Source organism: Paenibacillus pectinilyticus (assembly GCF_001700435.1).
In the GTDB taxonomy this organism is placed as follows: Bacteria; Bacillota; Bacilli; order Paenibacillales; family NBRC-103111; genus Paenibacillus_E; species Paenibacillus_E pectinilyticus.
Genome location: NZ_LYPC01000028.1, coordinates 72,288 through 93,514, shown reverse-complemented (window position 1 = coordinate 93,514; position 21,227 = coordinate 72,288). Strand labels below are relative to the sequence as shown.

Genomic DNA, 21,227 nt, shown 5'->3' with positions numbered 1-21,227 from the left:
AGAACCCGGTGCCATGGGCACCGGGTTTTCACGTATGGCTAGGCGATTACACCGTACTCGCACTCGTTATATGATCCTCAATATATTGCTCCAGCTTAATCCGCACATACGGCGGCAAGCCTGACAGCATACAGCCATAGCGGAAGCTGCGGCCCTCTGTCACAATACGAATCACGCGACCCGTGATCGGCGGCAATCCGGCTTCCTGCGGGAAGTGAATAACGACAAACATATCGGGTGCTAGCAGCACATTGGTTGTGATCTGTAGTCCGCTTTCGGATAAGTCGAAGAGTGTACCGTCAATATTTTGGCCGGAGAATGAGCCTTCTTGCTCCCATTGATAAATGGACAGCTTCAGGTTAATATCCAGCTGCACACGCGTGTTCTTACGGCGTTCACGGCCCGATAAAGGCGAAGCTGGTTTCACCGCTTCAACTGGAGGCGGGCTTGGTTTCACAACCAGCTGTCCCATCCATTCCTCGTAGCATTTGATGACAGCGCTAAGATCTTCTTCACCTAAGCCTTTGCTTAGACCAATTTGGAACAAATTCGTGGCCGACTGCAGCATAGGGGTTGGTAATTGGAATTTACCCGTAATGTCTTGGGCAAGCAGTAAATCTTTCAACATCAGCTTCAAAGAGAATTGATTGCTGAAATCACGATCCAGAATCTTATCGCCTTTGAGCTCAACTTGCTTGCTATTGGCGCCGCCAGAGCGGACGATTTCTAAGAATTGATCAGGATTAATCCCTGCTTTAGTAGCGATGGATAAGCCTTCGGCAAGTCCGGCTAGGTTTATGCCGACCATCGTGTTATGAGCCAGCTTCGCGTAGGAGCCTGAGCCGCTCGGTCCGAGGTAAAGAGCTTTACTGCCAAGTGCTAGGAACAGGTCTTGATGCTCCTCGAATACTTCTTGGCTGCCGCCGACCATGAACGTTAGCGTACCTGCTTCAGCAGCAGGCTTCGTACCTGTCACAGGTGCGTCGAGGAAGTCGACGAAATGCGCCGCGAGCTCTTCCGCGAGCTTTTGACTCGTTTGGGGAGATACAGTACTGGAGTCAATAATGGTAAGAGCCGGGTGGACGCCACTCAGAATGCCTTGCTCACTGTAAAATGTGTCGAGCAGCGCAGCGTCATTGCTTAACATGGTAAATAGGACATCTGAGTTTCGAGCCACGTCTGCAGGTGTGATGCCTACTTCAGCGCCTAGTTGTTCAAGCTCGTCCACTTTTCCAGCAGTGCGATTATACACAGTGACCATAAATCCTTTTTGAATCAGGTTAGCAGCCATGGGCTTACCCATTGTGCCAAGTCCAATAAAGCCGATACGTTTCATGTCCTTCACCTCTGTCTTCATTTTAGCATGGGAATTAATACCTGTGAATGCCTTTGTGGCGATCTTTGGCAAGCGGCTAAAGTCTCACTGCTTATGCGATCGCTCACCGCTGAATGTCATTCCATTTCGGATCGCTCGCTTGCTTTTGGACAAGCAAATAAGTATGCTAGGAAAAGGTAAATTATAGAGATGGAGGCAAACCAAATGAGTAAAAAGCTACAATTTGATTACAGTAAGGCATTATCCTTTTTATCCCAGCATGAGGTTGATTATTTGTCTGCTCAAGTCGAGCTTGCCCATGATCAGTTGCATAACAAAACGGGTGCTGGATCCGATTATTTAGGTTGGGTTGATCTTCCTGAGAACTATAATCGTGAAGAGTTTGCGCGTATTGGGGCGTCTGCGAAGCAAATTCAATCCGACTCCGACGTGCTTGTTGTGATCGGAATTGGCGGTTCCTATTTAGGCGCTCGTGCTGCGCTGGAAATGTTGTCTCATTCTTTCTATAACATTTTGCCGAAAGATAAACGTAAAACGCCTGAGATTTATTTCGTAGGAAATAATATCTCCTCCACATATGTGACACACTTGCTTCAATTGCTTGAAGGGAAAGACTTCTCCGTGAACGTCATTTCCAAATCCGGTACAACAACAGAGCCAGCGATTGCTTTCCGTATTTTCCGCGAATTGTTGGAGAAGAAATACGGCAAAGAAGCAGCTCGCAAACGGATCTACGCAACAACGGATCAAGAAAAAGGCGCGCTCAAAACACTAGCAACAGCAGAAGGCTACGAAACTTTCGTTATTCCGGATGATGTTGGTGGACGTTATTCCGTGTTGACTGCGGTTGGTTTACTGCCGATTGCGACAGCAGGTATCGATGTTGAAGCGATCATGAAAGGTGCAGCGGATGCGCAGCAAGAGTTCTCCAATCCGAAGCTTAGCGAAAACCAAGCGTACCAATACGCCGCTGTTCGTAATTCCCTGTATCGCAAAGGGAAAACAATCGAAATCCTTGTGAACTATGAGCCTTCCTTGCACTTCGTGTCGGAGTGGTGGAAGCAATTGTTCGGCGAGAGCGAAGGCAAGGACTACAAAGGGATTTACCCAGCTTCCGTAGACTTCTCAACGGATCTTCACTCCATGGGCCAATTCGTGCAAGATGGCAATCGCATTCTGTTCGAAACCGTTATTCAAGTGGACCTAGTGGCTGATCATATCACAATCGGTACGGATGCAGATGATCTTGACGGTCTGAACTTCCTTAGCGGTAAAACGATGGATTTCGTGAACAAGAAGGCTTTCCAAGGCACGATGCTTGCGCATACAGACGGACAAGTGCCGAACTTAATCGTAACTTTGCCAGATATGACGCCTTATTCTTTCGGTTACATGGTCTATTTCTTTGAAAAAGCATGCGGCATCAGCGGCTACTTGATGGGTGTGAATCCATTCGATCAACCGGGTGTTGAAGCGTACAAAAAGAACATGTTTGCCCTCTTAGGCAAGCCTGGTTATGAGAAAGAAAAAGCAGAGCTTGAGGCTCGCTTGCAGCAATAATTTCCAACAAAAGCGAAAAACGATCAATCCTATCGGATAGGTCGTTTTTTTTGCACTTTTATTTCCATTATTTATGTGGTAAATTTTCTTTCTATATTGTCGAAGTCAAATGTAGTGTGTAGAATATAGTGAAACAGTTGTTTCCTTCTACCGAGAAAGGTTGGCTATGCAAGCACATTATCGCACAATCCATTCGTATGGTTCGTCTGAGATTATCATCAAGAAGTCACGTTTCATCGGTCATGCTAAACCCGTAGAATCAGAAGAAGAAGCAATCCAGTTTATTGAAGCGATCAAGAAGGAACACAGATCGGCCACGCACAATTGCAGTGCATATGTCATTGGTGAGCGGGATCAAATCCAGAAGCAATCTGATGACGGAGAACCCAGCGGAACTGCAGGGAAGCCGATTCTGGAAGTGATGAAGCATCAAGGGCTCAAGAATACCGTTATCGTAGTTACTCGTTATTTTGGTGGCATCATGTTAGGCGCTGGTGGTCTCGTTCGTGCGTATACGGATGGAGCCGTTGCAGGCATAGAAGCAGGAAAACCGATCTATAAAGTAAATCATCAGCTCGTGCTGATTGAAGTCGATTATACATGGTATGGCAAGCTGGAAAATGAGCTGAGGAATCAAAGGATGAAGCTCGGGGAGATTACGTTTACGGATAAAGTAACCGTACCTTGTTATCCTTTGGCTGCGGAAGCGGAAGCATTCATGAATTGGGCAACTGATGTTACACAAGGTCAAGGTACGATCATCGCAGGAGAGAACGAATATATCGATCACGAGAGCTTGCCGGAATAGGCAGGCTCAAGGGCGACACAAACCTAATTTCATATGGGCTGAGGATGCGGAGGGATAGGAATGGCTAGGAAAGCAGTCGCGCAAGAACTTAGCAGAGAACGGATACTTACAGAGGCGCGGGAATTATTCGCTACTTTTGGCTATCGCGCTTTAACGATGCGAAGCATTGCTAAAGCAATGGGGTACAGTCATGGTGCGTTATATTACCATTTTAATGAGAAAGCTGAATTATTTTATGCACTAATTAAAGACGATTTTGCCTCACTGTTGCAGCGTCAGCGGGAATTGATTGTTCGTGAGCATGGGTTTAGCGTGAACTTGCTTCAAAAGTTAATGATGGAATTCGTCTGGTTTGGATTAAGTAACCCGAATCATTACGAAATGATGTTTATGATTAACGAGCCAGAACTACAGCAGTACTCGCGTACGGAACAAGCACAATGCTTGGACATGTTTGCGATTGTGATTCGTGAGGTTATGATTGATCAACCAAGCGCGGAGAGTCGGAAATTCACACTTCCGTGGAATTTGTTTATGTCCCTACATGGCTTTATCTCTTATTGTATTCAGTTTAAGCTATCCTACGAAGATGCACGTAAATTGGCAGATGAGCACATACGCTTGATCTGTGTAAGCCTGGATGTGGATTCGCAAGAATTACAGCGTCCGCTGGTCAAAATGGTAACACCGAACGTTCTGAAATCGATCGTTATATAGCAGCACAGAAGGAAGCGGGACGAACTGTCTTGGCTTCTTTTTTCTTTAGAAAGACAAGCTTTATTTTACATTACCTAGCCTGTGCATTAAAATGATGAAAAGACACCGAGGAAAGGATGATGATGATGGATTTAAATATATGGTCGGAAGAGAACGTAGAATTTATGTTCGAAGGCATTACTAAGAAGCTGCGCATGGCAACAGGGGGTTCGATTAAGGCCTCGAACGTGAAGCAAGAAATGTACGAGGATTTGAAGGATCTCTACGAAATGGTAGCCAGCAAAGATCGCTTCAGCATTAGCGAAATTGATGCCATTACGACCGAACTTGGTAAAATCCGTAAGGCGTAAGCAATCAGGACTTTATTTATAAGAATGGCACCGAATGCCGCTGTGTCTGACCTTGTGTCGGAACGGCGGTTTTTTGTGCTGCGCCAAAGGACAGATTTCAGCGAGGCACTGGATGCAATGATTGTTATGAACGTATTCGCACTTTGCCAATTTGAATGGCCGATACAAGGTATAGGGCCAGCACGATAATAAACAGGTTCCAGATACTTGGTAGGGAGGCAACTGAGAAATAGAGCCCATAAGGAAGAGACCAGAAGAAAGCGATGTAGATGAGGCGATGTTTCATTGTAAGCGAGCCAATTAGACCTAGCATAGCTGGAAGAAGTAACATGGCGAGAAGGATCCCAATCGTTCCACGGCTAGCTGCAGTCTCCGAGTAGGGATTCCAGAATAGGAACCAACAGATGAGCAGCATACACCCTAGAGAAGCTACAGCGCCTAAGTAGGAAAAAGTCCATTTCAAAATGAATGCCCCCTTATGTCATGTTAGAAGCTCCAAGCGCCAATCCAGACATTGCATGTAATGCCCAGGTGGATATTCAAACTCGCATTCACTCATCGGCGTGAAGTTAAGCTTACGACATACGGCATTCGATGCCGGATTATGAATCGAGGGGAAAGCATGCATCCAGCGATACTTTGCTTCCGCATTTGCATGAGCAATAGCTGCCGAAAGCGCAGCACTAGCGAGCCCTCGCCCTTGAAAGGCAGGCAGAACACTCCAACCGACCTCATAGATAGGTACACCCTGCCACTGGCTATCCCAATACCCAATACTTCCCACGACCTCGCGCTCTGGGAGCATTCTGATGCTGAACATATGTCCCTTCCCATTCTCGCGGAGTGCAAGATACCGTAAATGACGAATCTGCAACTGCTCCTCGGTTTCAGGTCCACCCAGATGTTCCATCATCTCGGGAGCATTGATAAGTCGAAGAAGATCGAGATCGGATTCGGACCAAGGTACGATTTGAACCTGCGAGACAGTAACTTTCTCTTTCATCCTACTCACTCCTACTCGTATAAGATACCATTTAATACTAAACGATGAATATATATCTATTTTCATAATGATAGAACAAGTGTTCTCTGGCAAGTGCTTCTTCACTTCTGCCATACATACAATCGTTCCTTCTAGGACAAGATAGGGAAAAAATGGTACAGAGGAGATCGTCACATTGACTCAACATTCACAAGCTTCTACCGTTAGCTTACCACAATTTCCACAATCCTACTGGCTAGATTCGGTTGATCAAATCCCTCAATTCCCTAGCCTAACCGCAGATTTGAAGACGGATGTAGCAGTCATTGGAGCCGGAATAACGGGAATTACAACGGCATACTTACTCGCCAAACGAGGCGTAAAAGTCGTTGTACTGAATGCTGGCCGCATTCTAGGAGGCACTACAGGGCATACCACAGCGAAAGTTACCACGCAGCATGGACTTATTTATCATGAGTTTCTCTCCCATTTTGGTGAGGAAAAGACTCGGCTGTATTATGAAGCCAATAACGAAGCGTTATCACTCATCAAAAATACAGTTAACGAATTGGGTATTGATTGTCAATTTACCGAAGAGGACGCTTATGTATACACAAGTGATGAGGCTTATTTAAATCAATTACAAGATGAATATTTGGCATATGGGAACCTGCAAATTGCTGCTGATTATTTGGAGTCAAACCCTTTGCCTTTCGCGACTAAAGCAGCCATTCGAATAAGGGCGCAGGCCCGATTTAATCCCGTTCCCTATCTACTCCGACTTATTCAGGAGATCACTCAGATGGGCGGGCAAATTTTCGAAGGAACAACCGTTGTAGGGGCAACGCACGAGAAGCCTTCCACTGTGAAAACAAAGCAAGGAGCTCAAGTAACGTGCGATTATGTTGTTACCGCTTCTCACTATCCGTTCAATGACATCAAAGGTGCTTACTTCACTCGCCTGCATGCCGAGAAGTCGTATGTCATTGCTGCGCGCACAGAGAAAACGTTTCCTGAGGGGATGTACATCAATGCGGAACAGCCGAGTCGCTCATTGCGTGCGGTGACCATCGATGGGGAGCCCGCAGTTCTTATTGGCGGCGAAGGACACAAGACAGGACAAGGCCTATGCACGCACCAGTATTATGAGAATCTCCAGAAATTTGGCGAAGAGACATTCGGACTCAAGGAGATTCTGTATCGTTGGTCGGCACAAGATGTGTTCACCTTAGATAAAATGCCTTATATCGGGCGGCAATTTAATGATGTTCCTCATCTTTTGATGGCGACGGGGTATCGCAAATGGGGCATGACGAACAGTATGGTAGCCGCGATGTTGAATACGAAGCTAATCGTAGGGGAACAAAGTCCTTACGAAGAGGTATTCACCCCCCATCGATTCCATGCGGATCCCAGTGTGAAAACCTTTGTGATGCAGAACGCTAATGTAGCGAAACATTTTGTTGCAGGAAAATTCGATTTGCAGCACAAGCAGCCAGAAGAGCTGTCGACAGATGAAGGATCTGTTGTCAGTGTTGGAGGAAAACGAGCTGGCGCCTATCGGGATACGAGCGGTGAGTTGCACGTTGTTGATACGACATGTACCCATTTGGGCTGTGAGGTCGAGTGGAATGATGCGGAGCGCACATGGGACTGCCCTTGCCACGGTTCGCGATACAGCTATCAAGGTGATGTGATTGAAGGTCCGGCGAAGAAGGCGTTAACGAAGTTGAGTTTATAGTGATCTGATAGACTGCCGAGAGAAGATCTCTGGCAGTTTTGTTGTTGTCACAACTACCTATTCAACGGATTCCAAGTTTTCGCCGCTTCTAACATCTCAGACTTGGCTAAGGCTGCATCTCCTGTGACAAGCCCTGAGAGGATGTAAGTGTCATTGACGTTGTTGTCCGTGGGACTCGGTTTCGTAATATATAACCAATAGACCGTATCTGTTTTTGCACCGGGTTCATGCTCCGTAACGGCTGTGAAATTATCTTGTTCAATTGTGAGAAGATTAGCTTTCCCCGTGGGTGTCAGGACTTCTTCCTTATTGATCGTGCTTGAATGATTCGGGGTGCTGACGTATCCAGGTGGGTCCTGTTGGTGCATAGATGTGAGAGCAACTGCCGTAGGATGAAAGACTTGAGGTGTAGCCAATTCACTTGTAGTTGTGGAGCTCGTACTTGATTCTTTGAAATTGGAGTAGCTCGAACAGGAAGCAAGAACCAGAACAGCTCCGAGGGAAATAAGAATTTTTCTCAAACCAGCACTCTCCAATATTGAGGAAATCATTGTCATACGAATATGACTATTTCAACACACGAAATGTTCAAATTTGTTTTATTGTCATAAATTTTCAATAAACAAGAGACATCCTCCTTAGGGACAACAGCGTATTTTTGAGGAAAAATGGACAGCTATCCATGCGATGTTACCCCATGTGCCATACACTGTAGAGCAATATATCTCTGGTGGCTGAAGGAGGTGGACATTCGTGGCATCCAAAATTCGTAAAGAAGACGTACGTAAATTGATCGGGAAAGACATCTTGGCTGTGAAGAAAGATGGTACACAAGTAACGGGTAAATTAGTACGAATCAGCGGTAACACGTTGATTGTAGCTCCACGGAACGGGAAAAAAGTGCAAATCAAAGCGATCATTCCATTGGTATTATTTGATTTGTTAGCTATTGGCACAGCACCTTATGCGTATGGTGGCTTTGGTGGAGGTTTCGGTGGTTTTGGTGGTGGCTTTGGCGGAGGCTTCGGAGGCTATCCGTATGGCGGAGGCTTTGGCTTCGGTGGTCCGGGACTCTGGTTCTGATTAAGAGGCAACTAGTGAACTCTTTCCCTACGGGGAAAGGGTTTTTTGGCGTGATGACGCATTTCAAGATACCTGCACCAATCTGCCCCGCGCTGAATAGGCTAACTTACAGGTATAAGGTAATCCCTCGCATAACAAGGAGGAGCTAGAACCAGTAGCGGACAGGGAGTGAGCAGCATGCCGAGTTCCATCGTTTTTAACATGATTAATATCAATAATCAGAATACGAATGCAACTATCGGGATCGGAGAGAATGCACAATCCAGCTGGGATTCCCATAGCAAAAATAACTACGGTACAGGTGAATTCATCGGGAATTCAGTCACATGTAATATTGTGAATTTCATCTATGATAACGACTTTATCGATGCGCCAATTAATGATCAGGACTTTAAACCAGCGGTGACCAATCAGGTCTAGATGAAAGGTGGTTTGTCAACGATGCTGAATTTACCAGGGCCGTTAGACCCGCCATGTATTCAATTCGATGCGATTCATGTGAACTCAATAACGGATGGGTCCGGTATTTTTATTGGTACGAATGCCCAAATCCAATGGACAACGAGCAGTAAAAGCAACAGTGGTCTCGGCGAGGTGAGCGGTGAAAATAATGTCGTATGGTACAATGTCAACACCGTGTATGATAATGACATTATCGACGCTCCGTACACCAAGGGTGATTTCATCATTGGCCGCATTTGAGCAGAAAAGCTCCGTAACCAGCCTATTCGGCCGTTTGCGGAGCTTTCATCGTTTCATCTTCCGTTGACCTAGCAGCTGCTCCAGTCGTGAAGCCAGACGTTTGCGCTTGCGCGGTAATCATCTCCTGCAGCCACTCCGGTGTTTCGTTATCCCCGACATTGAGCATATCAAGGAAATCCGAATCATTCAGCATAGAGCGGGTTCCGACCAATTGATTATGATCGCCTTCGACAGCGCCAAAGCCTTGAACCGTCTTCTGATTGCTTTGAAAATCTGTCGGCCAATTGTTGCCCATATTGATACACGAAGCACTTTCCACCGATCCAATTCGGATCGAGCCAATGATAAACGTCGGAGACATGAAAGAAGACACCTAACATCACCTCATCTTATCTTTACACTTTGGGCTGCTGGGGTGGAGCGGGTGGTGTATATCGGTAGCCCGTAGAGGTACGTTCCGGCCCTGAATCTGCATGCGGTGCTGAATCCGACTCGTCATCCGCAGACCTTGCGGTCTTCGAATCTTTGCTGACCTGAGCACGCTGGAAGGTCTTATCCACTTCCTCCGCGTGTGCTTTCGCTGTAGGTTTGGCACCGAAATTATTGCCTAAATTTAACGACCCACTCAACTCTTTAATATCGAGATGATCCAGTCGAAAAGTCAAATTTTCGAGAACCGGCTGATGAACGTGAAGGTTATCGATATGTATGCGCGGATGTTTGGCGGACAAGTCGGCCAGTTGTTCTTCGAGCTTACGTAAACGTTGTTCCAACAGATGAACGGTTTGTGATTGTCCTCCAGCCAGCGAAGGCTGCGAATATTGGGAAGGCAAAGCCTCACTGCGTACAGGCGATGGCACTTTAGGAGCAGCAGCGGCAGGTGCGGGTGATCGAGAAGGCGGCGACTTTTTCTTTTTTTGAAACCACATGAGTAGGCTCAGCTCTTTCGTGTATTCGGTTTAACATCGAACGTATCGTTATCATGAACAACATGCTGCGCACCCATCACGACATTATGATCGCCAGTCAACTCGCCAAGTCCTTGATTGGATTTGACCAGATGCCGCCTGCCAGTAATCCGATTCGTCCCTTTGTTCACGCTTGAATTGCCCGATATATCATCGATATGAATGGATTGAAACTGAATCCGAACCATCGCTATTCCCTCCAAATCCTCATTTTCGCAAAGATCTCCCTTTATTTATATGGGGACAAACGCAGAATCATATCTCTTTTTGCAAAACAAAAAGATTACCACTGCTCCGGGCCCGAGGCTCAAGAGTGAGTAACCTTGTGTTAAGCATTATCTAAGTGAACTGAATGGGAATGACTTTCTCGCCATCGGGCGGAGCAAGCGGAATGCGAATGATCAGCAAACCATTATGATACTGGGCTCGCATCTGATCGGTCAAAGCTCGACCCGGCAAGCGGATCACTCGCTCGAAGTTGCCAAAATAGCGTTCAGACAATCGCATCTGCTCATCGCTGACCTGATAGGGCCGAACAAGCATCCCACGAATGAGAAGGGATTGGTCACGAAAAGAAAGCTGAATGTTCTCTGGAGAGGACAGTCCAGGTACTTCCGCAACGACTACAAGCTCCTGCGGTGTTTCATACATATCCACGCGAGGTCCTGTTAGCGGAATAATGCTGGCAATGTCCTGCCAGAACTCGGGGCCTAGCACATCGCCGGCTTGCGCCGACAGCCCCTTCCAATCGGGCTTTGACGAACGGTTGCCTGGAGGATTCATCTGCCATCATCACCTGACTTTATCCTAAAAAGTAGGGCTGCAAGCAGCTTGTTACTAGTTTATGTGCTCACGCGGCAGATTATGGCTGACTCTAACACGCCAATAGCTTACGGCTAGTGCTTATTGCTGTGGCGGCTGTTGATTGGCCAGCTGCTGCTGCGCCATGCGGATGAGCTCGCGCACCATCGCACCGCCGATGGGACCTCCGACCTTGCCGGCGTCCTCAGAGCTAAGGTGACCGTTGTAGCCTTGTTGTAAAGGAACGCCAAGTGTGCGGGCGACCTCATATTTGACCAGGTCAGGACGTTCAGGATTGACGGCATATCCTTGATTTTGCATAACATGGGCTTTGAGAAGCCCTAAGCCGTGTTCGGATCCGGGCACCATAGCCCGGTTTCTTCTTCTTCGTGACATAGCTATCACCTCTTGGGTGTTAGGATGCCCTGTCCTTTTTGGAATCATGAGTACGGAAGGTGAAATATTTATGCCCGGCATAATTGCCAATCGTGTACAAGCCATTTCCAACCAAGATAGCAGCATTATGCAGCCAACCTGATTGAATGCTGGGGAAGTGAGAGGCTGCCGCCTCGGCAAGCACATAGCTAAATCCATACGAGAAACCATAACAAATAAGAATCACCAGCGCGAATCTCCACCAACTGCTGCCGAAAGAGGCCTTCGAACGAAACGTAAACGCGCGATTCAGAAAATAACTGACCACAGAACCAATGGCATTTCCCACAAAGGTGGATGCCCAATAATTGAAATGAGCTAGGTTATAAAGAGCAAAGCTGGCGGACAAACCAACTAACGTATTCAGTACACCGACAAGTAAGAAACGAGCGAAGCTGCCTGTTAACAAAGATCGGAAGGCATTCATCGATTATCGCCTAGCCGTGGCTGGTTGTGAACCCGCCAGAGGAACAGACTCTAGAATCTCAGCATGCTCAGTCAATTCTTTTTCAATTACGAACAGAGGCCGTTGCTTTACTTCTTTATAGATCTTACCTATGTATTCGCCGATCAAACCAAGTGCCAGCAGCTGCACACCGCCAATGAACCAAACGGAGAGAACAAGGGACGTCCAGCCCGTCACGTTGGCACCTAGCAATTTACCTAGAATTGCATACAAGGCAGCAACGACACTCAGTGCGAAGAGTAGAAAGCCCATCACCGTCACAAAACGAATGGGAGTGACACTGAACGAGGTGATGCCATCGAAAGCAAAAGCCAGCATTTTGCGCAGCGGATATTTGGACTCCCCAGCGAATCGTTCTTTCCGATCATAATAGACCTGTGTAGAAGGAAATCCTAGCAGAGGCACCAAGCCTCGAAGAAATAAGTTTACCTCTTGGAATTTCTCCAAATTATCAAGAGTGCGCTTACTCATTAAGCGGAAATCCGCATGATTGTAATGTATTTTCACACCGAGGGATGTCATGAGTTTATAAAAACCTTGCGCTGTCGCCCGTTTGAAGAACGTATCTGCGGAGCGATCCTGACGGATGCCGTAGACAATATCGAAGCCTTCATGGAATTTCACTAGAAATTCACGGATAACTGCGGTGTCATCCTGCAAATCAGCATCGATGGATACGACGCAGTCGGAGTAGGATTTCGCTTTGAGAAGACCAGCAAGTAGAGCGCTTTGATGCCCGGCATTTTTGGCTAGTTTCAGTCCAGTCACGAAAGGGTTAGCGTCATGGAACTGCTCAATCAGCGACCAAGTCGCATCCTTACTGCCATCGTCCACAAACAGCACCGTACTGTTCGGGGCAACTAGTTCATCGGCAATGAGAGATTCTAACACATCACTGAGCCGAAATACCGTTTCGGGGAGTACTTCTTCTTCATTATAACAAGGGACCACAATGGTCAAAATCGGTTTAGACACAATACCTCGTCTCCGTCCTCAATAGGTAGTAGATGAAATGCCAGCGCTTAAGCTTTAATTATAGCCTAAAAGGACTAAAAAAAGTAAGCGGCCAGAACGGAAATCGTCCCAGCCGCTTGTGATTACATTACCAACCAAATCCAAACGTTGCAAGAACGATTACCAAGAGGATGTATAGTACGAGGACTACAGCAGTGCTAGAATATGGTACGCCAACTTCGCAGCCACAACTCATGTCAATCCCTCCCTTCACAAAATTACTATATGTCATTCAACTAGATGGCGTATGGATGAATGTCTCGTGTGTGGGATAAATATTGGGCAACGTGTCCAAGTGGGAGAGAGTGTGTGTGGGATTCGCTGATTTTTGGATGGAAAGTTAAATGAGATCGGTGTGTCAAGCGTGAAAGTTTCCTTCTGGGCAGGGGTCATGTAAAATATAAGTATAGGATGAAAAGAAAAGATAGCTTAAAGGGGAACTCAACATGCGAATACTCGTTATGACAGCCGTTGCTCCTGAACGAGATGCCATTCAGCGAGGTCTTGGTCAGGACAGTAGATTTGAATATGCCTTAGCTGGTGTGGGTCTTGCTGCTGCCGCTGTAAACGGGGCGCTCGAACTTGCCAAAGCCGAGTACGATTTATTGATCATCGCTGGCATTGCCGGCGGTTTTGTGGGACAAGCGGAGATCGGCTCGCTTGTCATTGCAAGCGAAATCATCGCCGCCGATCTGGGGGTAGAGCTGCTGGACGGCTTCAGCAGCTTGGATGAGCTGGGCTTCGGCTCGACGCGGGTTAGCGTCGCTGCCGATCTGGCCCAGCGCGTAACGGCGGCGCTGCAAGCCGCCGGTCTGCACGCGCAAGCGGCGCCGGTACTCACGGTGGCTACGGCCACCGGGACCGCGGCAACCGCCGCTGCGCTTGCTGCGCGCGTGCCTGGCGCTGCGGCCGAAGCCATGGAAGGCTTCGGCATTGCGACAGCTGCGCAGCAGCGCGGGGTGCCTGTGCTCGAGATCCGCGCGATCTCGAACGCGGTCGGCCCGCGAGACCGAGACGCCTGGCGGATCGGTGATGCCTTGAAAGCTTTAGAAGCAGCAGGTTCAGTCTTAGCGGAGGTGCTTTAATAATGAAAATAGCGTTCTCACCATGTCCGAATGATACTTTTGTGTTTCACGCTTGGGCGCATGGGTTAATCCCAGGCGCGCCTGAGCTGGATGTCCTTTATGCGGACATCGATATTACGAACCGACTGGCCGCCGAAGGTACGGGGCCGGACGTGCTTAAGATCTCTTACGCAGCACTCCCCTGGGTGCTGAAGGACTACGCCTTGCTGCCTTGCGGCGGCGCCTTGGGCAGAGGCTGCGGGCCGCTTGTGCTGACGAAGCCAAGCGACAGCGGCGTGGCAGACCCGGCCGCGCTGAGCGGCCGCCGTGTGGCCGTGCCGAGCGAGCGCTCGACGGCGTACTTGTTGTTCCGCCTCTGGGCGGAACAGAACGTGCCTGGCGGCGTCGGCGAAATCGTGGTCATGCCGTTCCACGAGATCATGCCCGCCGTGCGGGACGGCCTCATCGATGCCGGCCTGGTCATCCATGAAGCGCGCTTTACGTACCCGTCGTACGGGTTAGCGCTTCTAACCGATCTAGGCAGCTGGTGGGAGTCCGACACCGGGCTGCCGATTCCGCTGGGCGCCATCATTGCGCGGCGCACCATGGATCTGAAGGCGCTCGCGAGTTGGGCTCGCGCCTCGGTCGAATACGCGTGGGCGCATCCGGAAGCATCGCGTGACTACGTCATGCAGCACGCGCAGGAAATGGACCCGCAGGTCGCGCAGCAGCACATTGACCTGTACGTTAATGAGTTCACCGCTGATCTCGGGGATAGCGGCTATGGTGCCGTTTTGACCTTGCTCCAGCGGGCTGCGGAGACAGGGCTTGTGCCGCAGATGGATTATGCGGCTTTGTTGAAGTAACATCGACGATTCAGATAACGACAATAAGAGCTGTCCGTTCCAAGTAGACTTGGATGGACAGCTCTTATTAGGTTTGCGGGCATCCGCTGGTTTTATTTCAGATGTGGTGGGAGCACACAATTGTTGGTTGTTGGCGTATCTGCAGATTCCTGCATAAGTACAAGAAATGCGCGATATCGTCTACCCAATCACATTCACCGGCACACCTTCTACGAATCCCCGCGCATTCTGACTCGCAACCTCCATTAGCCTAGCTCGCGCTTCCTTCGTTGCCCAGGCAATATGCGGTGTAATGATCACATTTTTCGCATGGAGCAAAGGGTTGTCGGACTTCGGCGGCTCAATCGTTAACACATCTAGCCCTGCGCCTGCAATGCGCCCATCATTCAAAGCCTGTGCCACATCCGCCTCATGAAGAAGACCGCCTCTAGCTGTGTTGATTAGAATAGCTGTCGATTTCATCAAAGCAATTCGCTCCGCGTTGATGAACTGATTCGTCGCCGGCGTCAAAGGACAATGCAGACTCACGAAGTCAGCTTGCTGCAACAGTTCCTCGAGCGATACCCACGCAATACCTTCAACGGGCTCGGGCACGCTGCGTCCGCTTCCTGATGCAATCACTCTCATACCCATCGCCTGCGCGATGAGGGAGGTTTGCTTGCCGATTTGACCGAGACCGATCAGTCCCATCGTTTGACCCTTCAACTCTATGAGCGGAGAGACGCTATAGCTGAAATCAATCGACCGTGCCCAGTCGCCTTGAAGTACGCTGTCACTATGGCGCTGCACCCGATGGCAGAACTCCAACACTAGCGCAAAAACCAACTGCGCAACCGAATGCGTGCTATAAGCAGGAACATTCGTTACGACAATGCCGCGCTCTTTCGCTGCGGTGACGTCAACAATATTGTAGCCTGTCGCTAGAACGCCGACATAGCGCAGCTTCGGTAATTGTTCTAACGTTGCTGCGGAAAGAGGTGTCTTATTCGTCAGCACCATGTCTGCATTCGCAGCGCGTTCCACGATTTCGGACTCAGCAGTCCGTTCATAAACAATCAGCTCACCCAAGGCCTGAAAGCCGCTCCAGTCCAAATCACCTGGATTTAAGGTATATCCATCAAGTACAACGATAGTCATCGGTTTACTCCCCATGTATCACGTTTTAGTAGGCGTATGGTACGTGTATCACGTATTATTTCTTCAAACCTGGTTCTTTAAAAGGATTCAAAAACAGTTTCGGAATATGTGTCTCAAAACGCATCAATTGCCCAGTCGTTGGATGGATAAAAGCGAGTACGCGAGCATGGAGTCCAAGTCTGTTGATCTCTTTGGATTTGGAGCCATACTTCTTGTCCCCAGCTACCGGATGCCCGATATCCTGCATATGCACACGGATTTGGTTTTTGCGACCTGTCTCTAGGTTAACCTCAAGCAACGAGAACTGCTTGTTCGCTTGCAGCGTTTTGAAATGCGTCACAGCATGTTGACCATCGTTCGGGTACGGCGTCGAAAACATTTTGAGCGATTTGGCATGCTCTTTGAGCCAAGACGTAATCGTTCCCTCGGACTTGCGCACCATGCCTTCCACTAAGGCCACATACGTACGTTCTTTGACACTTTCCTGCCAAGTGTTTTGCAGCTGCTGCTGGGCTTGTTCAGTTTTGGCAAACATCATGACGCCTGATGTGTCCCGATCTAATCGATGTACGACGAAAATCCGTGCCTTCGGATCGTGGTTTCGCACATGTGCCGTTAGCTGGCGATAGGCCGTGATTTGATTTTCTTGCGAATCCGTGGCGATGGACAGCAATCCTGAATCCTTTTGAATCACAATCACATCGTTATCCTCATGCAAAATCGTCATCCCAGCCAACGGAATATCCTCGACGACTTTATCTTTAATGATGGTCACCGTTTGCTCGGGTTTCAAAGGGTAATTATACGCCGTTACCGCTTTGCCGTTGACAGCAACTTGTCCGCGAGCCAGGATAGCTTTTACAGCGTTCCGCCCTAAGCTAGAAAGCTTTTCTAATAAGAAAGGCAGAAGCTCGATGGGCTCCTTCACCGTATACTGACGAGTGCTAGACTCTGGGCTCCCTTTAGCAGCATTCAAGGACTGCCCCTGTGGCTTATGAGCACCTAGTTTGGGTTTATGGCTGGGGTTGGATTTCGGGCGTGTTCCTTGTTTCTTTTGCATATTTAAAGACCTCCTATTGCGATCGCTTACCTTCCGGTCAGATCATTCAACCTCCAATATACCACGTTCCTAAAAGCAAATGAAATGATCGTCCGACAAATTCATGCGTGATTTTCCAAGTATTCCCATGCTAAAATGAGAGGGGCTTTGTATTCACTTTTATAAAAGGGGCGCTATGGTTGATGGTCGAGTACGCACTCAAGAAAGATAAGTTTACTGGGGTTATCCTAGGAGCACTCCGATTGTCGATCATTAGGTTATTGATTCCTTTTATCATTTACTTTGCAATTACATCAAGAGAGACACTCGCTCTTGCAAGCTTCCTCAAAGTACTGTTCGCGCTCATGTTCCTCTATTATCTCATGAAATTAATTGTAAATCTGCGAAAGGTAAGAAGGGACTGGCTTACTTTTCGCATCATGCTGTCCGAGCAAACGTTGATCAAAAAGCAAAATAAAGTCCCTGATGTGACCTTATATCTATCGGACATCACCCGGATCGTAAGGGTAGCTGGCGGACTTTCTGTGGAGAGTGGGACTGTTGGCAGCCACGTGTTTATCCCAAGCCATTTGGAAAATTACGAAGAGCTTATCGAGCGGCTGCGAGCCTGTTGTGTCGTTGAGGAGAGCCCGATTAGCTCAGTAGCTGTACCTTCTGACTATGCTTTAAAACAGCATTTGACAACGCATACCATCTGGAAGAAGCTGTTTGCGGGCATTGGCATTGCGTTTGGTTTATTTATGTTGTTCATTTTAGCGATCGTTGCTCTGATCTATTTTCTGTCTCACTAGTAGGATATTGGCAAGTTAGGCCTGCAATCTCTGAATCGTACTTCCTGTGAAAAAATCCCCCTGCAGCCGCACATGCTCATAAGGCAAATGCGGATTCGCAATCCGCCACAGCATGCGATCCGCTGCACGATAGCCGGCCTCACGAATCGGCAGCTGGGGACGAGAGCAGAGCGGCAGTGTGTCACTTTGCTCATTGAGCAGTGCCACCAGCGAGCATTGCTGCGGCACGTTTACGCCGATTCGGCGCAGCGTATGATAGACTGGCGCTGCTTCCTCATCAATGCCGCAGATCACAGCCGTCGGCTGACGACGCTGATACATCTGCTCAAAATCGCGTAGCCACGCCTCCGTACCATCTCGCGCTATCGCATGCTCTTGAGGGTCCACGCTTAAGCCAGCTTCCTTCATCGCCTCCGTAAAAGCCTGCCAACGAATAACAAATCCCCGTTGATCTTTCGTATCTCCGACATATAAAATGTTCCGATGTCCCATGCGGACCAATCTTCGAACCGCCTGATAAACGGCTTCATACACATCCCAAATCACACTATCCACCTTGGATTCCGGCGGCGGAAAATTCAGCAGAATACGGGGGAGCTGTAAGTCTAGTAACTTTTGCTCCAAAAGATCCAAATTCATCCGTGGAGCTATAAACACCCCTTCCGCATACAGTAGTCCTTGCTCCTCGGCCCAACCATCGAATTGCGATGGTTTCAATGTAGGAGGGATGAGCAGTGGCTGCACCGTATGGCCAAATTCCATGAAGCGCTCATACAAGCCTTGCAGCAGCAGTCGATTGAAATTCAAGGATTGCTTATTCTGGACAAGCACGAACCTGCGCTGGACCACGGGATACGGTGAAATGAGATCTTGCTGCAGCGTTTGTTTCTGATCTTTCGTCATGTAGCCAAGCTCACGAGCCAGCTTGAACACCTCACTGCGTGTCTGTTCCGACATACCGGGCAATCCGCGAAGTGCTTTTGACACTGTTTGAATCGTTAAACCGAGCTGACCAGCCAAATCGTGAAGTGTAATTCGTTTCCGCATACGTCTGAGTTGTCCCCTTTTCTGCTACCTTCTGTATCTTTAATTTTAAACTAAATTTAAACTAAAAGTAAGGTTCTTTTTAAACTACACTTAGAGAGAAGAGAGGTATGGAAGGCGCAGGCGACAGAACAACATTTGAGTTAAGGGAGCGAAATTAGATGATCAAACGGATAGAGGCAGATGTAGTTGTAGTAGGGGGAGGACCAGCAGGTGTCAATGCAGCGATTGCAGCAGGACGGAGCGGAGCCCAAACCGTTTTAATAGAGAAATACGGCTTCATTGGCGGGATGTCGACCGCTGCATTGGTGTATCCTTGGATGACGTTTCATACAACGGATGGCAAACAGGTCATTGCTGGGCTCGCGCAAGAAATCATTGATCGCCTCATGGCGATGAACGCTTCCCCGGGACATTTACGTGATACGGTTGGATTTGTGAATACCATTACACCGTACCATCCTGAGATTTATAAAGTTTTGGCTGTAGATATGCTGAAGGAAGCGGGTGTTAAGCTGCTTTTCCATAGCTTTGTGGATCATGTTGAGACGGTAGATAATCGCATTCAATCTGTACAACTGACGTCCAAATCCGGCCGAATCGATGTGAGTGGCAAAGTGTTTATTGATACAACAGGGGACGCGGATCTCGCGTACCTATCTGGAGCGCCGTGCTTGAAGGGGCGTGACGGGGATAAAGCGACCCAGCCGATGACGATGAAATTCAGAATGCGCGGTGTGAATCTGCCTGCCGTTAAGCAATATATGATCGATCACCCCGACGAGTTTTATAAAAAGACGCCTTTCTCTGAGCTCGCAGATCTCCCTCTGTCTGGTGTACTAGGCTATTTCAAACACTGGAAGGAAGCCAATCTTCCGATCAATCGCGATCAAGTTCTTTTCTTCACAGGTCCAGAGGACGACGAAGTGCTGGTCAATACTACGCGTGTGCAGGGGCTGGATGGCACGAATGTCGAGGATCTGACAGAGGCCGAGGAACTCGGGCGCAAACAGGTGCTGATGGTCGCCGAATTTATGCGAAATAACTTGCCTGGCTTTGAAAAAGCCTCCATTTCGAATGTCGGCGCCCAGATCGGAATCCGCGAAACGCGCCGGATTGACGGGCAGTACGCGCTGCAGGTGGATGATGTCGTGCAAGGCCGACATTTCCATGATGTCATCGCACGGAGCGGGTACCCGATCGACATCCACGATCCGTCTGGTAAAGGTGTAACCGCAGCCTGGGTCAAAGGTGACGGCGCTTATGACATCCCGTACCGCTGCCTGCTGCCGCAAAAGATCGAGAACCTGCTCACCGCAGGTCGCTGCATCTCCACCACGCACGAAGCGCTTGCGACCACGCGTCTTACGCCTAGCTGCATGGCTACGGGGCAAGCAGCTGGCTCAGCTGCCGGACTCGCAGTGAAGCACGGCGTGCTTCCTGCGGAGATCGACGTAGCGGAACTGCAAGCCGTCTTGGAGAAAGACGGGGCGTTGCTGAAGTAGAGAAGCAGCTTCGTTCTTTGATACGAGATTATGTAACAGGAGACCTGCAACTATTTTCAGGGTTCTTCCATCTGGGGAGATTCACGCTGAAAATGGTTGCGGGTTATTCCAATAAAGGGTAGACAAGAGGGAATGACGAAGGTTAGCTAGAGCACTATCCACCACGAGCAAGCTACTCAACCCCATTTGACTGCAACCTATTCCTCTAACGGTACCAACTGAGCACTATCCACCAAACAAGCAAGCTACTCCCCCCCCCCAACACCCTCAAACATGTTTCTATCACCGCACAACGGAGCCTACTCACCACAAACTAGCTACTTAACCCCATTACCCTCTAACATATTTCTCTCACCCACACAACCTAGCGGTATCCACAACAAACTAGATGGATTTCCTACAGTTAATTTGGAGGAAAATCAACATTTCGTGCAAATGGATGGATTATATGTAGTTAATTTCTGCCGAATGTGCGAATTTCTTCGAATCAAGCGAATTTAGATGTAGGAAATCCAGTTAATCGTCATAGATAGGAAAATTCTAGAGAATTAGATGCAGCTTTTCCAGTTAATTTTGTGCTGGGACAGGAACTGGCATGAGACAGGAATGGGGTTGGTATGGAACTCGCAATTGGCTCTACCACGAGCCTAGCTTGCACTGCGCACCTTCTTTGCCTCTCCCACGTGTCCAAATACATAGCACACCTTCTTTACCGCACTCCCACGCATCCAAATACATAGCACACCTTCTTTACCGCACTCCCACGCGTCCCAATACGTAGCTCACCTCACTTTGCC

At 48.5% G+C, this 21,227-nt stretch carries 26 protein-coding genes; 12 read left to right on the top strand and 14 right to left on the bottom strand.

Features of this window, described 5'->3' with window-relative positions; genetic code table 11:
• Positions 1 to 46: 46 nt before the first annotated feature.
• Entirely contained in the window at positions 47 to 1,357 is a 1,311-nt protein-coding gene (locus A8709_RS28290; protein ID WP_084225660.1) for an NAD(P)-binding domain-containing protein, read from the bottom strand.
• A 183-nt stretch (positions 1,358 to 1,540) separates the two neighbouring features.
• On the opposite strand from A8709_RS28290, the gene A8709_RS28285 reads away from it, so the two are divergent.
• The 4 genes from A8709_RS28285 to A8709_RS28270 all read left to right on the top strand — a co-directional run bounded on the left by A8709_RS28285 (position 1,541) and on the right by A8709_RS28270 (position 4,771).
• Positions 1,541 to 2,896: a glucose-6-phosphate isomerase gene (locus A8709_RS28285; RefSeq protein WP_065857592.1), complete on the top strand. Its 1,356-nt coding sequence runs from the start codon at positions 1,541 to 1,543 to the stop codon at positions 2,894 to 2,896.
• 166 nt (positions 2,897 to 3,062) lie between these two features.
• On the top strand, positions 3,063 to 3,704 hold the full coding sequence (locus A8709_RS28280; protein ID WP_065857590.1) for a YigZ family protein: 642 nt from the start codon (positions 3,063 to 3,065) through the stop codon (positions 3,702 to 3,704).
• Between the two features lie 60 nt (positions 3,705 to 3,764).
• Entirely contained in the window at positions 3,765 to 4,421 is a 657-nt protein-coding gene (locus A8709_RS28275; protein ID WP_065857588.1) for a TetR/AcrR family transcriptional regulator, read from the top strand.
• Between the two features lie 125 nt (positions 4,422 to 4,546).
• Positions 4,547 to 4,771 carry a DUF1128 domain-containing protein gene (locus tag A8709_RS28270; protein WP_065858676.1) on the top strand — a complete coding sequence of 75 codons (225 nt, stop codon included), beginning with the start codon at positions 4,547 to 4,549 and terminating at the stop codon, positions 4,769 to 4,771.
• A 124-nt stretch (positions 4,772 to 4,895) separates the two neighbouring features.
• Here the strand turns inward: A8709_RS28270 and A8709_RS28265 are convergent, their stop codons facing one another.
• Together A8709_RS28265 and A8709_RS28260 are read right to left on the bottom strand one after the other, a co-directional pair.
• A complete protein-coding gene (locus A8709_RS28265) occupies positions 4,896 to 5,234 on the bottom strand; it encodes a hypothetical protein (RefSeq protein ID WP_065857586.1) in 339 nt (112 codons plus the stop codon).
• An 18-nt stretch (positions 5,235 to 5,252) separates the two neighbouring features.
• Positions 5,253 to 5,774, bottom strand: a complete 522-nt coding sequence (locus tag A8709_RS28260; protein ID WP_065857584.1) for a GNAT family N-acetyltransferase — start codon at positions 5,772 to 5,774, stop codon at positions 5,253 to 5,255.
• A 175-nt stretch (positions 5,775 to 5,949) separates the two neighbouring features.
• On the opposite strand from A8709_RS28260, the gene A8709_RS28255 reads away from it, so the two are divergent.
• Positions 5,950 to 7,494, top strand: a complete 1,545-nt coding sequence (locus A8709_RS28255) for an FAD-dependent oxidoreductase (protein ID WP_065857582.1) — start codon at positions 5,950 to 5,952, stop codon at positions 7,492 to 7,494.
• 53 nt (positions 7,495 to 7,547) lie between these two features.
• Here A8709_RS28255 and A8709_RS28250 read toward each other — a convergent pair whose 3' ends face one another.
• Positions 7,548 to 8,015, bottom strand: coding sequence for a membrane lipoprotein lipid attachment site-containing protein (locus tag A8709_RS28250; protein ID WP_065857580.1), 468 nt, complete (start codon positions 8,013 to 8,015; stop codon positions 7,548 to 7,550).
• A 232-nt stretch (positions 8,016 to 8,247) separates the two neighbouring features.
• Between A8709_RS28250 and A8709_RS28245 the strand changes: the two genes are divergently transcribed.
• The 3 genes from A8709_RS28245 (at position 8,248) to A8709_RS28235 (ending at position 9,279) form a co-directional block, all read left to right on the top strand.
• Positions 8,248 to 8,577, top strand: coding sequence for a 50S ribosomal protein L33 (locus A8709_RS28245; RefSeq protein WP_065857579.1), 330 nt, complete (start codon positions 8,248 to 8,250; stop codon positions 8,575 to 8,577).
• A gap of 177 nt (positions 8,578 to 8,754) precedes the next feature.
• Positions 8,755 to 8,997: a spore germination protein gene (locus tag A8709_RS28240; protein WP_028553971.1), complete on the top strand. Its 243-nt coding sequence runs from the start codon at positions 8,755 to 8,757 to the stop codon at positions 8,995 to 8,997.
• Between the two features lie 21 nt (positions 8,998 to 9,018).
• Positions 9,019 to 9,279: a spore germination protein gene (locus A8709_RS28235; RefSeq protein ID WP_065857577.1), complete on the top strand. Its 261-nt coding sequence runs from the start codon at positions 9,019 to 9,021 to the stop codon at positions 9,277 to 9,279.
• Positions 9,280 to 9,301: 22 nt separating this feature from the next.
• On the opposite strand, the gene A8709_RS28230 is transcribed toward A8709_RS28235, so the two are convergent.
• The 7 genes from A8709_RS28230 to A8709_RS28200 all read right to left on the bottom strand — a co-directional run bounded on the left by A8709_RS28230 (position 9,302) and on the right by A8709_RS28200 (position 12,924).
• Positions 9,302 to 9,640 (bottom strand): hypothetical protein, encoded by a 339-nt coding sequence (locus A8709_RS28230; protein ID WP_084225564.1) that lies wholly within the window; start codon positions 9,638 to 9,640, stop codon positions 9,302 to 9,304.
• A 34-nt stretch (positions 9,641 to 9,674) separates the two neighbouring features.
• Complete coding sequence (locus A8709_RS34265; RefSeq protein WP_065857572.1) at positions 9,675 to 10,208, bottom strand: hypothetical protein; 534 nt, start codon at positions 10,206 to 10,208, stop codon at positions 9,675 to 9,677.
• An 8-nt stretch (positions 10,209 to 10,216) separates the two neighbouring features.
• Positions 10,217 to 10,435: a hypothetical protein gene (locus A8709_RS28220; protein WP_065857570.1), complete on the bottom strand. Its 219-nt coding sequence runs from the start codon at positions 10,433 to 10,435 to the stop codon at positions 10,217 to 10,219.
• Between the two features lie 151 nt (positions 10,436 to 10,586).
• Positions 10,587 to 11,030 carry an Hsp20/alpha crystallin family protein gene (locus A8709_RS28215; RefSeq protein ID WP_065857568.1) on the bottom strand — a complete coding sequence of 148 codons (444 nt, stop codon included), beginning with the start codon at positions 11,028 to 11,030 and terminating at the stop codon, positions 10,587 to 10,589.
• 120 nt (positions 11,031 to 11,150) lie between these two features.
• Positions 11,151 to 11,444, bottom strand: coding sequence for an alpha/beta-type small acid-soluble spore protein (locus A8709_RS28210; RefSeq protein WP_065857566.1), 294 nt, complete (start codon positions 11,442 to 11,444; stop codon positions 11,151 to 11,153).
• A gap of 19 nt (positions 11,445 to 11,463) precedes the next feature.
• Positions 11,464 to 11,910 carry a GtrA family protein gene (locus A8709_RS28205; protein WP_065857564.1) on the bottom strand — a complete coding sequence of 149 codons (447 nt, stop codon included), beginning with the start codon at positions 11,908 to 11,910 and terminating at the stop codon, positions 11,464 to 11,466.
• A gap of 3 nt (positions 11,911 to 11,913) precedes the next feature.
• Positions 11,914 to 12,924 (bottom strand): glycosyltransferase family 2 protein, encoded by a 1,011-nt coding sequence (locus tag A8709_RS28200; RefSeq protein ID WP_084225563.1) that lies wholly within the window; start codon positions 12,922 to 12,924, stop codon positions 11,914 to 11,916.
• A gap of 485 nt (positions 12,925 to 13,409) precedes the next feature.
• Between A8709_RS28200 and A8709_RS28195 the strand changes: the two genes are divergently transcribed.
• Both A8709_RS28195 and A8709_RS28190 read left to right on the top strand, forming a co-directional pair.
• Positions 13,410 to 14,048, top strand: coding sequence for a futalosine hydrolase (locus tag A8709_RS28195; protein WP_065857560.1), 639 nt, complete (start codon positions 13,410 to 13,412; stop codon positions 14,046 to 14,048).
• 2 nt (positions 14,049 to 14,050) lie between these two features.
• Positions 14,051 to 14,893: a 1,4-dihydroxy-6-naphtoate synthase gene (locus A8709_RS28190; protein ID WP_065857558.1), complete on the top strand. Its 843-nt coding sequence runs from the start codon at positions 14,051 to 14,053 to the stop codon at positions 14,891 to 14,893.
• A 180-nt stretch (positions 14,894 to 15,073) separates the two neighbouring features.
• Here the strand turns inward: A8709_RS28190 and A8709_RS28185 are convergent, their stop codons facing one another.
• The gene (locus A8709_RS28185) at positions 15,074 to 16,030 is read right to left on the bottom strand and encodes a D-2-hydroxyacid dehydrogenase (protein ID WP_065857556.1); all 957 of its coding nucleotides are present in this window, start codon (positions 16,028 to 16,030) and stop codon (positions 15,074 to 15,076) included.
• A 55-nt stretch (positions 16,031 to 16,085) separates the two neighbouring features.
• Positions 16,086 to 17,090 carry an RluA family pseudouridine synthase gene (locus A8709_RS28180; protein ID WP_065857554.1) on the bottom strand — a complete coding sequence of 335 codons (1,005 nt, stop codon included), beginning with the start codon at positions 17,088 to 17,090 and terminating at the stop codon, positions 16,086 to 16,088.
• 182 nt (positions 17,091 to 17,272) lie between these two features.
• Here A8709_RS28180 and A8709_RS28175 point away from each other — a divergent pair, with 182 nt between their 5' ends.
• A complete protein-coding gene (locus A8709_RS28175; protein ID WP_065857552.1) occupies positions 17,273 to 17,881 on the top strand; it encodes a hypothetical protein in 609 nt (202 codons plus the stop codon).
• A 15-nt stretch (positions 17,882 to 17,896) separates the two neighbouring features.
• Here the strand turns inward: A8709_RS28175 and A8709_RS28170 are convergent, their stop codons facing one another.
• Positions 17,897 to 18,928 carry a LacI family DNA-binding transcriptional regulator gene (locus A8709_RS28170; RefSeq protein ID WP_065857550.1) on the bottom strand — a complete coding sequence of 344 codons (1,032 nt, stop codon included), beginning with the start codon at positions 18,926 to 18,928 and terminating at the stop codon, positions 17,897 to 17,899.
• Positions 18,929 to 19,086: 158 nt separating this feature from the next.
• Here A8709_RS28170 and A8709_RS28165 point away from each other — a divergent pair, with 158 nt between their 5' ends.
• A complete protein-coding gene (locus tag A8709_RS28165) occupies positions 19,087 to 20,430 on the top strand; it encodes an FAD-dependent oxidoreductase (protein WP_065857548.1) in 1,344 nt (447 codons plus the stop codon).
• Positions 20,431 to 21,227 lie beyond the last annotated feature (797 nt).

Bases quoted from the DNA above. Each gene is read 5' to 3' on its own strand.
- A8709_RS28210 (WP_065857566.1), bottom strand. From the start codon at position 11,444: ATGTCACGAAGAAGAAGAAACCGGGCTATGGTGCCCGGATCCGAACAC.
- A8709_RS28285 (WP_065857592.1), top strand. From the start codon at position 1,541: ATGAGTAAAAAGCTACAATTTGATTACAGTAAGGCATTATCCTTTTTA.
- A8709_RS28165 (WP_065857548.1), top strand. From the start codon at position 19,087: ATGATCAAACGGATAGAGGCAGATGTAGTTGTAGTAGGGGGAGGACCA.
- A8709_RS28195 (WP_065857560.1), top strand. From the start codon at position 13,410: ATGCGAATACTCGTTATGACAGCCGTTGCTCCTGAACGAGATGCCATT.
- A8709_RS28235 (WP_065857577.1), top strand. From the start codon at position 9,019: ATGCTGAATTTACCAGGGCCGTTAGACCCGCCATGTATTCAATTCGAT.
- A8709_RS28280 (WP_065857590.1), top strand. From the start codon at position 3,063: ATGCAAGCACATTATCGCACAATCCATTCGTATGGTTCGTCTGAGATT.
- A8709_RS28185 (WP_065857556.1), bottom strand. From the start codon at position 16,030: ATGACTATCGTTGTACTTGATGGATATACCTTAAATCCAGGTGATTTG.
- A8709_RS28205 (WP_065857564.1), bottom strand. From the start codon at position 11,910: ATGAATGCCTTCCGATCTTTGTTAACAGGCAGCTTCGCTCGTTTCTTA.
- A8709_RS28180 (WP_065857554.1), bottom strand. From the start codon at position 17,090: ATGCAAAAGAAACAAGGAACACGCCCGAAATCCAACCCCAGCCATAAA.
- A8709_RS28290 (WP_084225660.1), bottom strand. From the start codon at position 1,357: ATGAAGACAGAGGTGAAGGACATGAAACGTATCGGCTTTATTGGACTT.
- A8709_RS28190 (WP_065857558.1), top strand. From the start codon at position 14,051: ATGAAAATAGCGTTCTCACCATGTCCGAATGATACTTTTGTGTTTCAC.
- A8709_RS34265 (WP_065857572.1), bottom strand. From the start codon at position 10,208: ATGTGGTTTCAAAAAAAGAAAAAGTCGCCGCCTTCTCGATCACCCGCA.
- A8709_RS28240 (WP_028553971.1), top strand. From the start codon at position 8,755: ATGCCGAGTTCCATCGTTTTTAACATGATTAATATCAATAATCAGAAT.
- A8709_RS28260 (WP_065857584.1), bottom strand. From the start codon at position 5,774: ATGAAAGAGAAAGTTACTGTCTCGCAGGTTCAAATCGTACCTTGGTCC.
- A8709_RS28220 (WP_065857570.1), bottom strand. From the start codon at position 10,435: ATGGTTCGGATTCAGTTTCAATCCATTCATATCGATGATATATCGGGC.
- A8709_RS28170 (WP_065857550.1), bottom strand. From the start codon at position 18,928: ATGCGGAAACGAATTACACTTCACGATTTGGCTGGTCAGCTCGGTTTA.
- A8709_RS28270 (WP_065858676.1), top strand. From the start codon at position 4,547: ATGGATTTAAATATATGGTCGGAAGAGAACGTAGAATTTATGTTCGAA.
- A8709_RS28275 (WP_065857588.1), top strand. From the start codon at position 3,765: ATGGCTAGGAAAGCAGTCGCGCAAGAACTTAGCAGAGAACGGATACTT.
- A8709_RS28215 (WP_065857568.1), bottom strand. From the start codon at position 11,030: ATGAATCCTCCAGGCAACCGTTCGTCAAAGCCCGATTGGAAGGGGCTG.
- A8709_RS28175 (WP_065857552.1), top strand. From the start codon at position 17,273: ATGGTCGAGTACGCACTCAAGAAAGATAAGTTTACTGGGGTTATCCTA.
- A8709_RS28230 (WP_084225564.1), bottom strand. From the start codon at position 9,640: ATGTCTCCGACGTTTATCATTGGCTCGATCCGAATTGGATCGGTGGAA.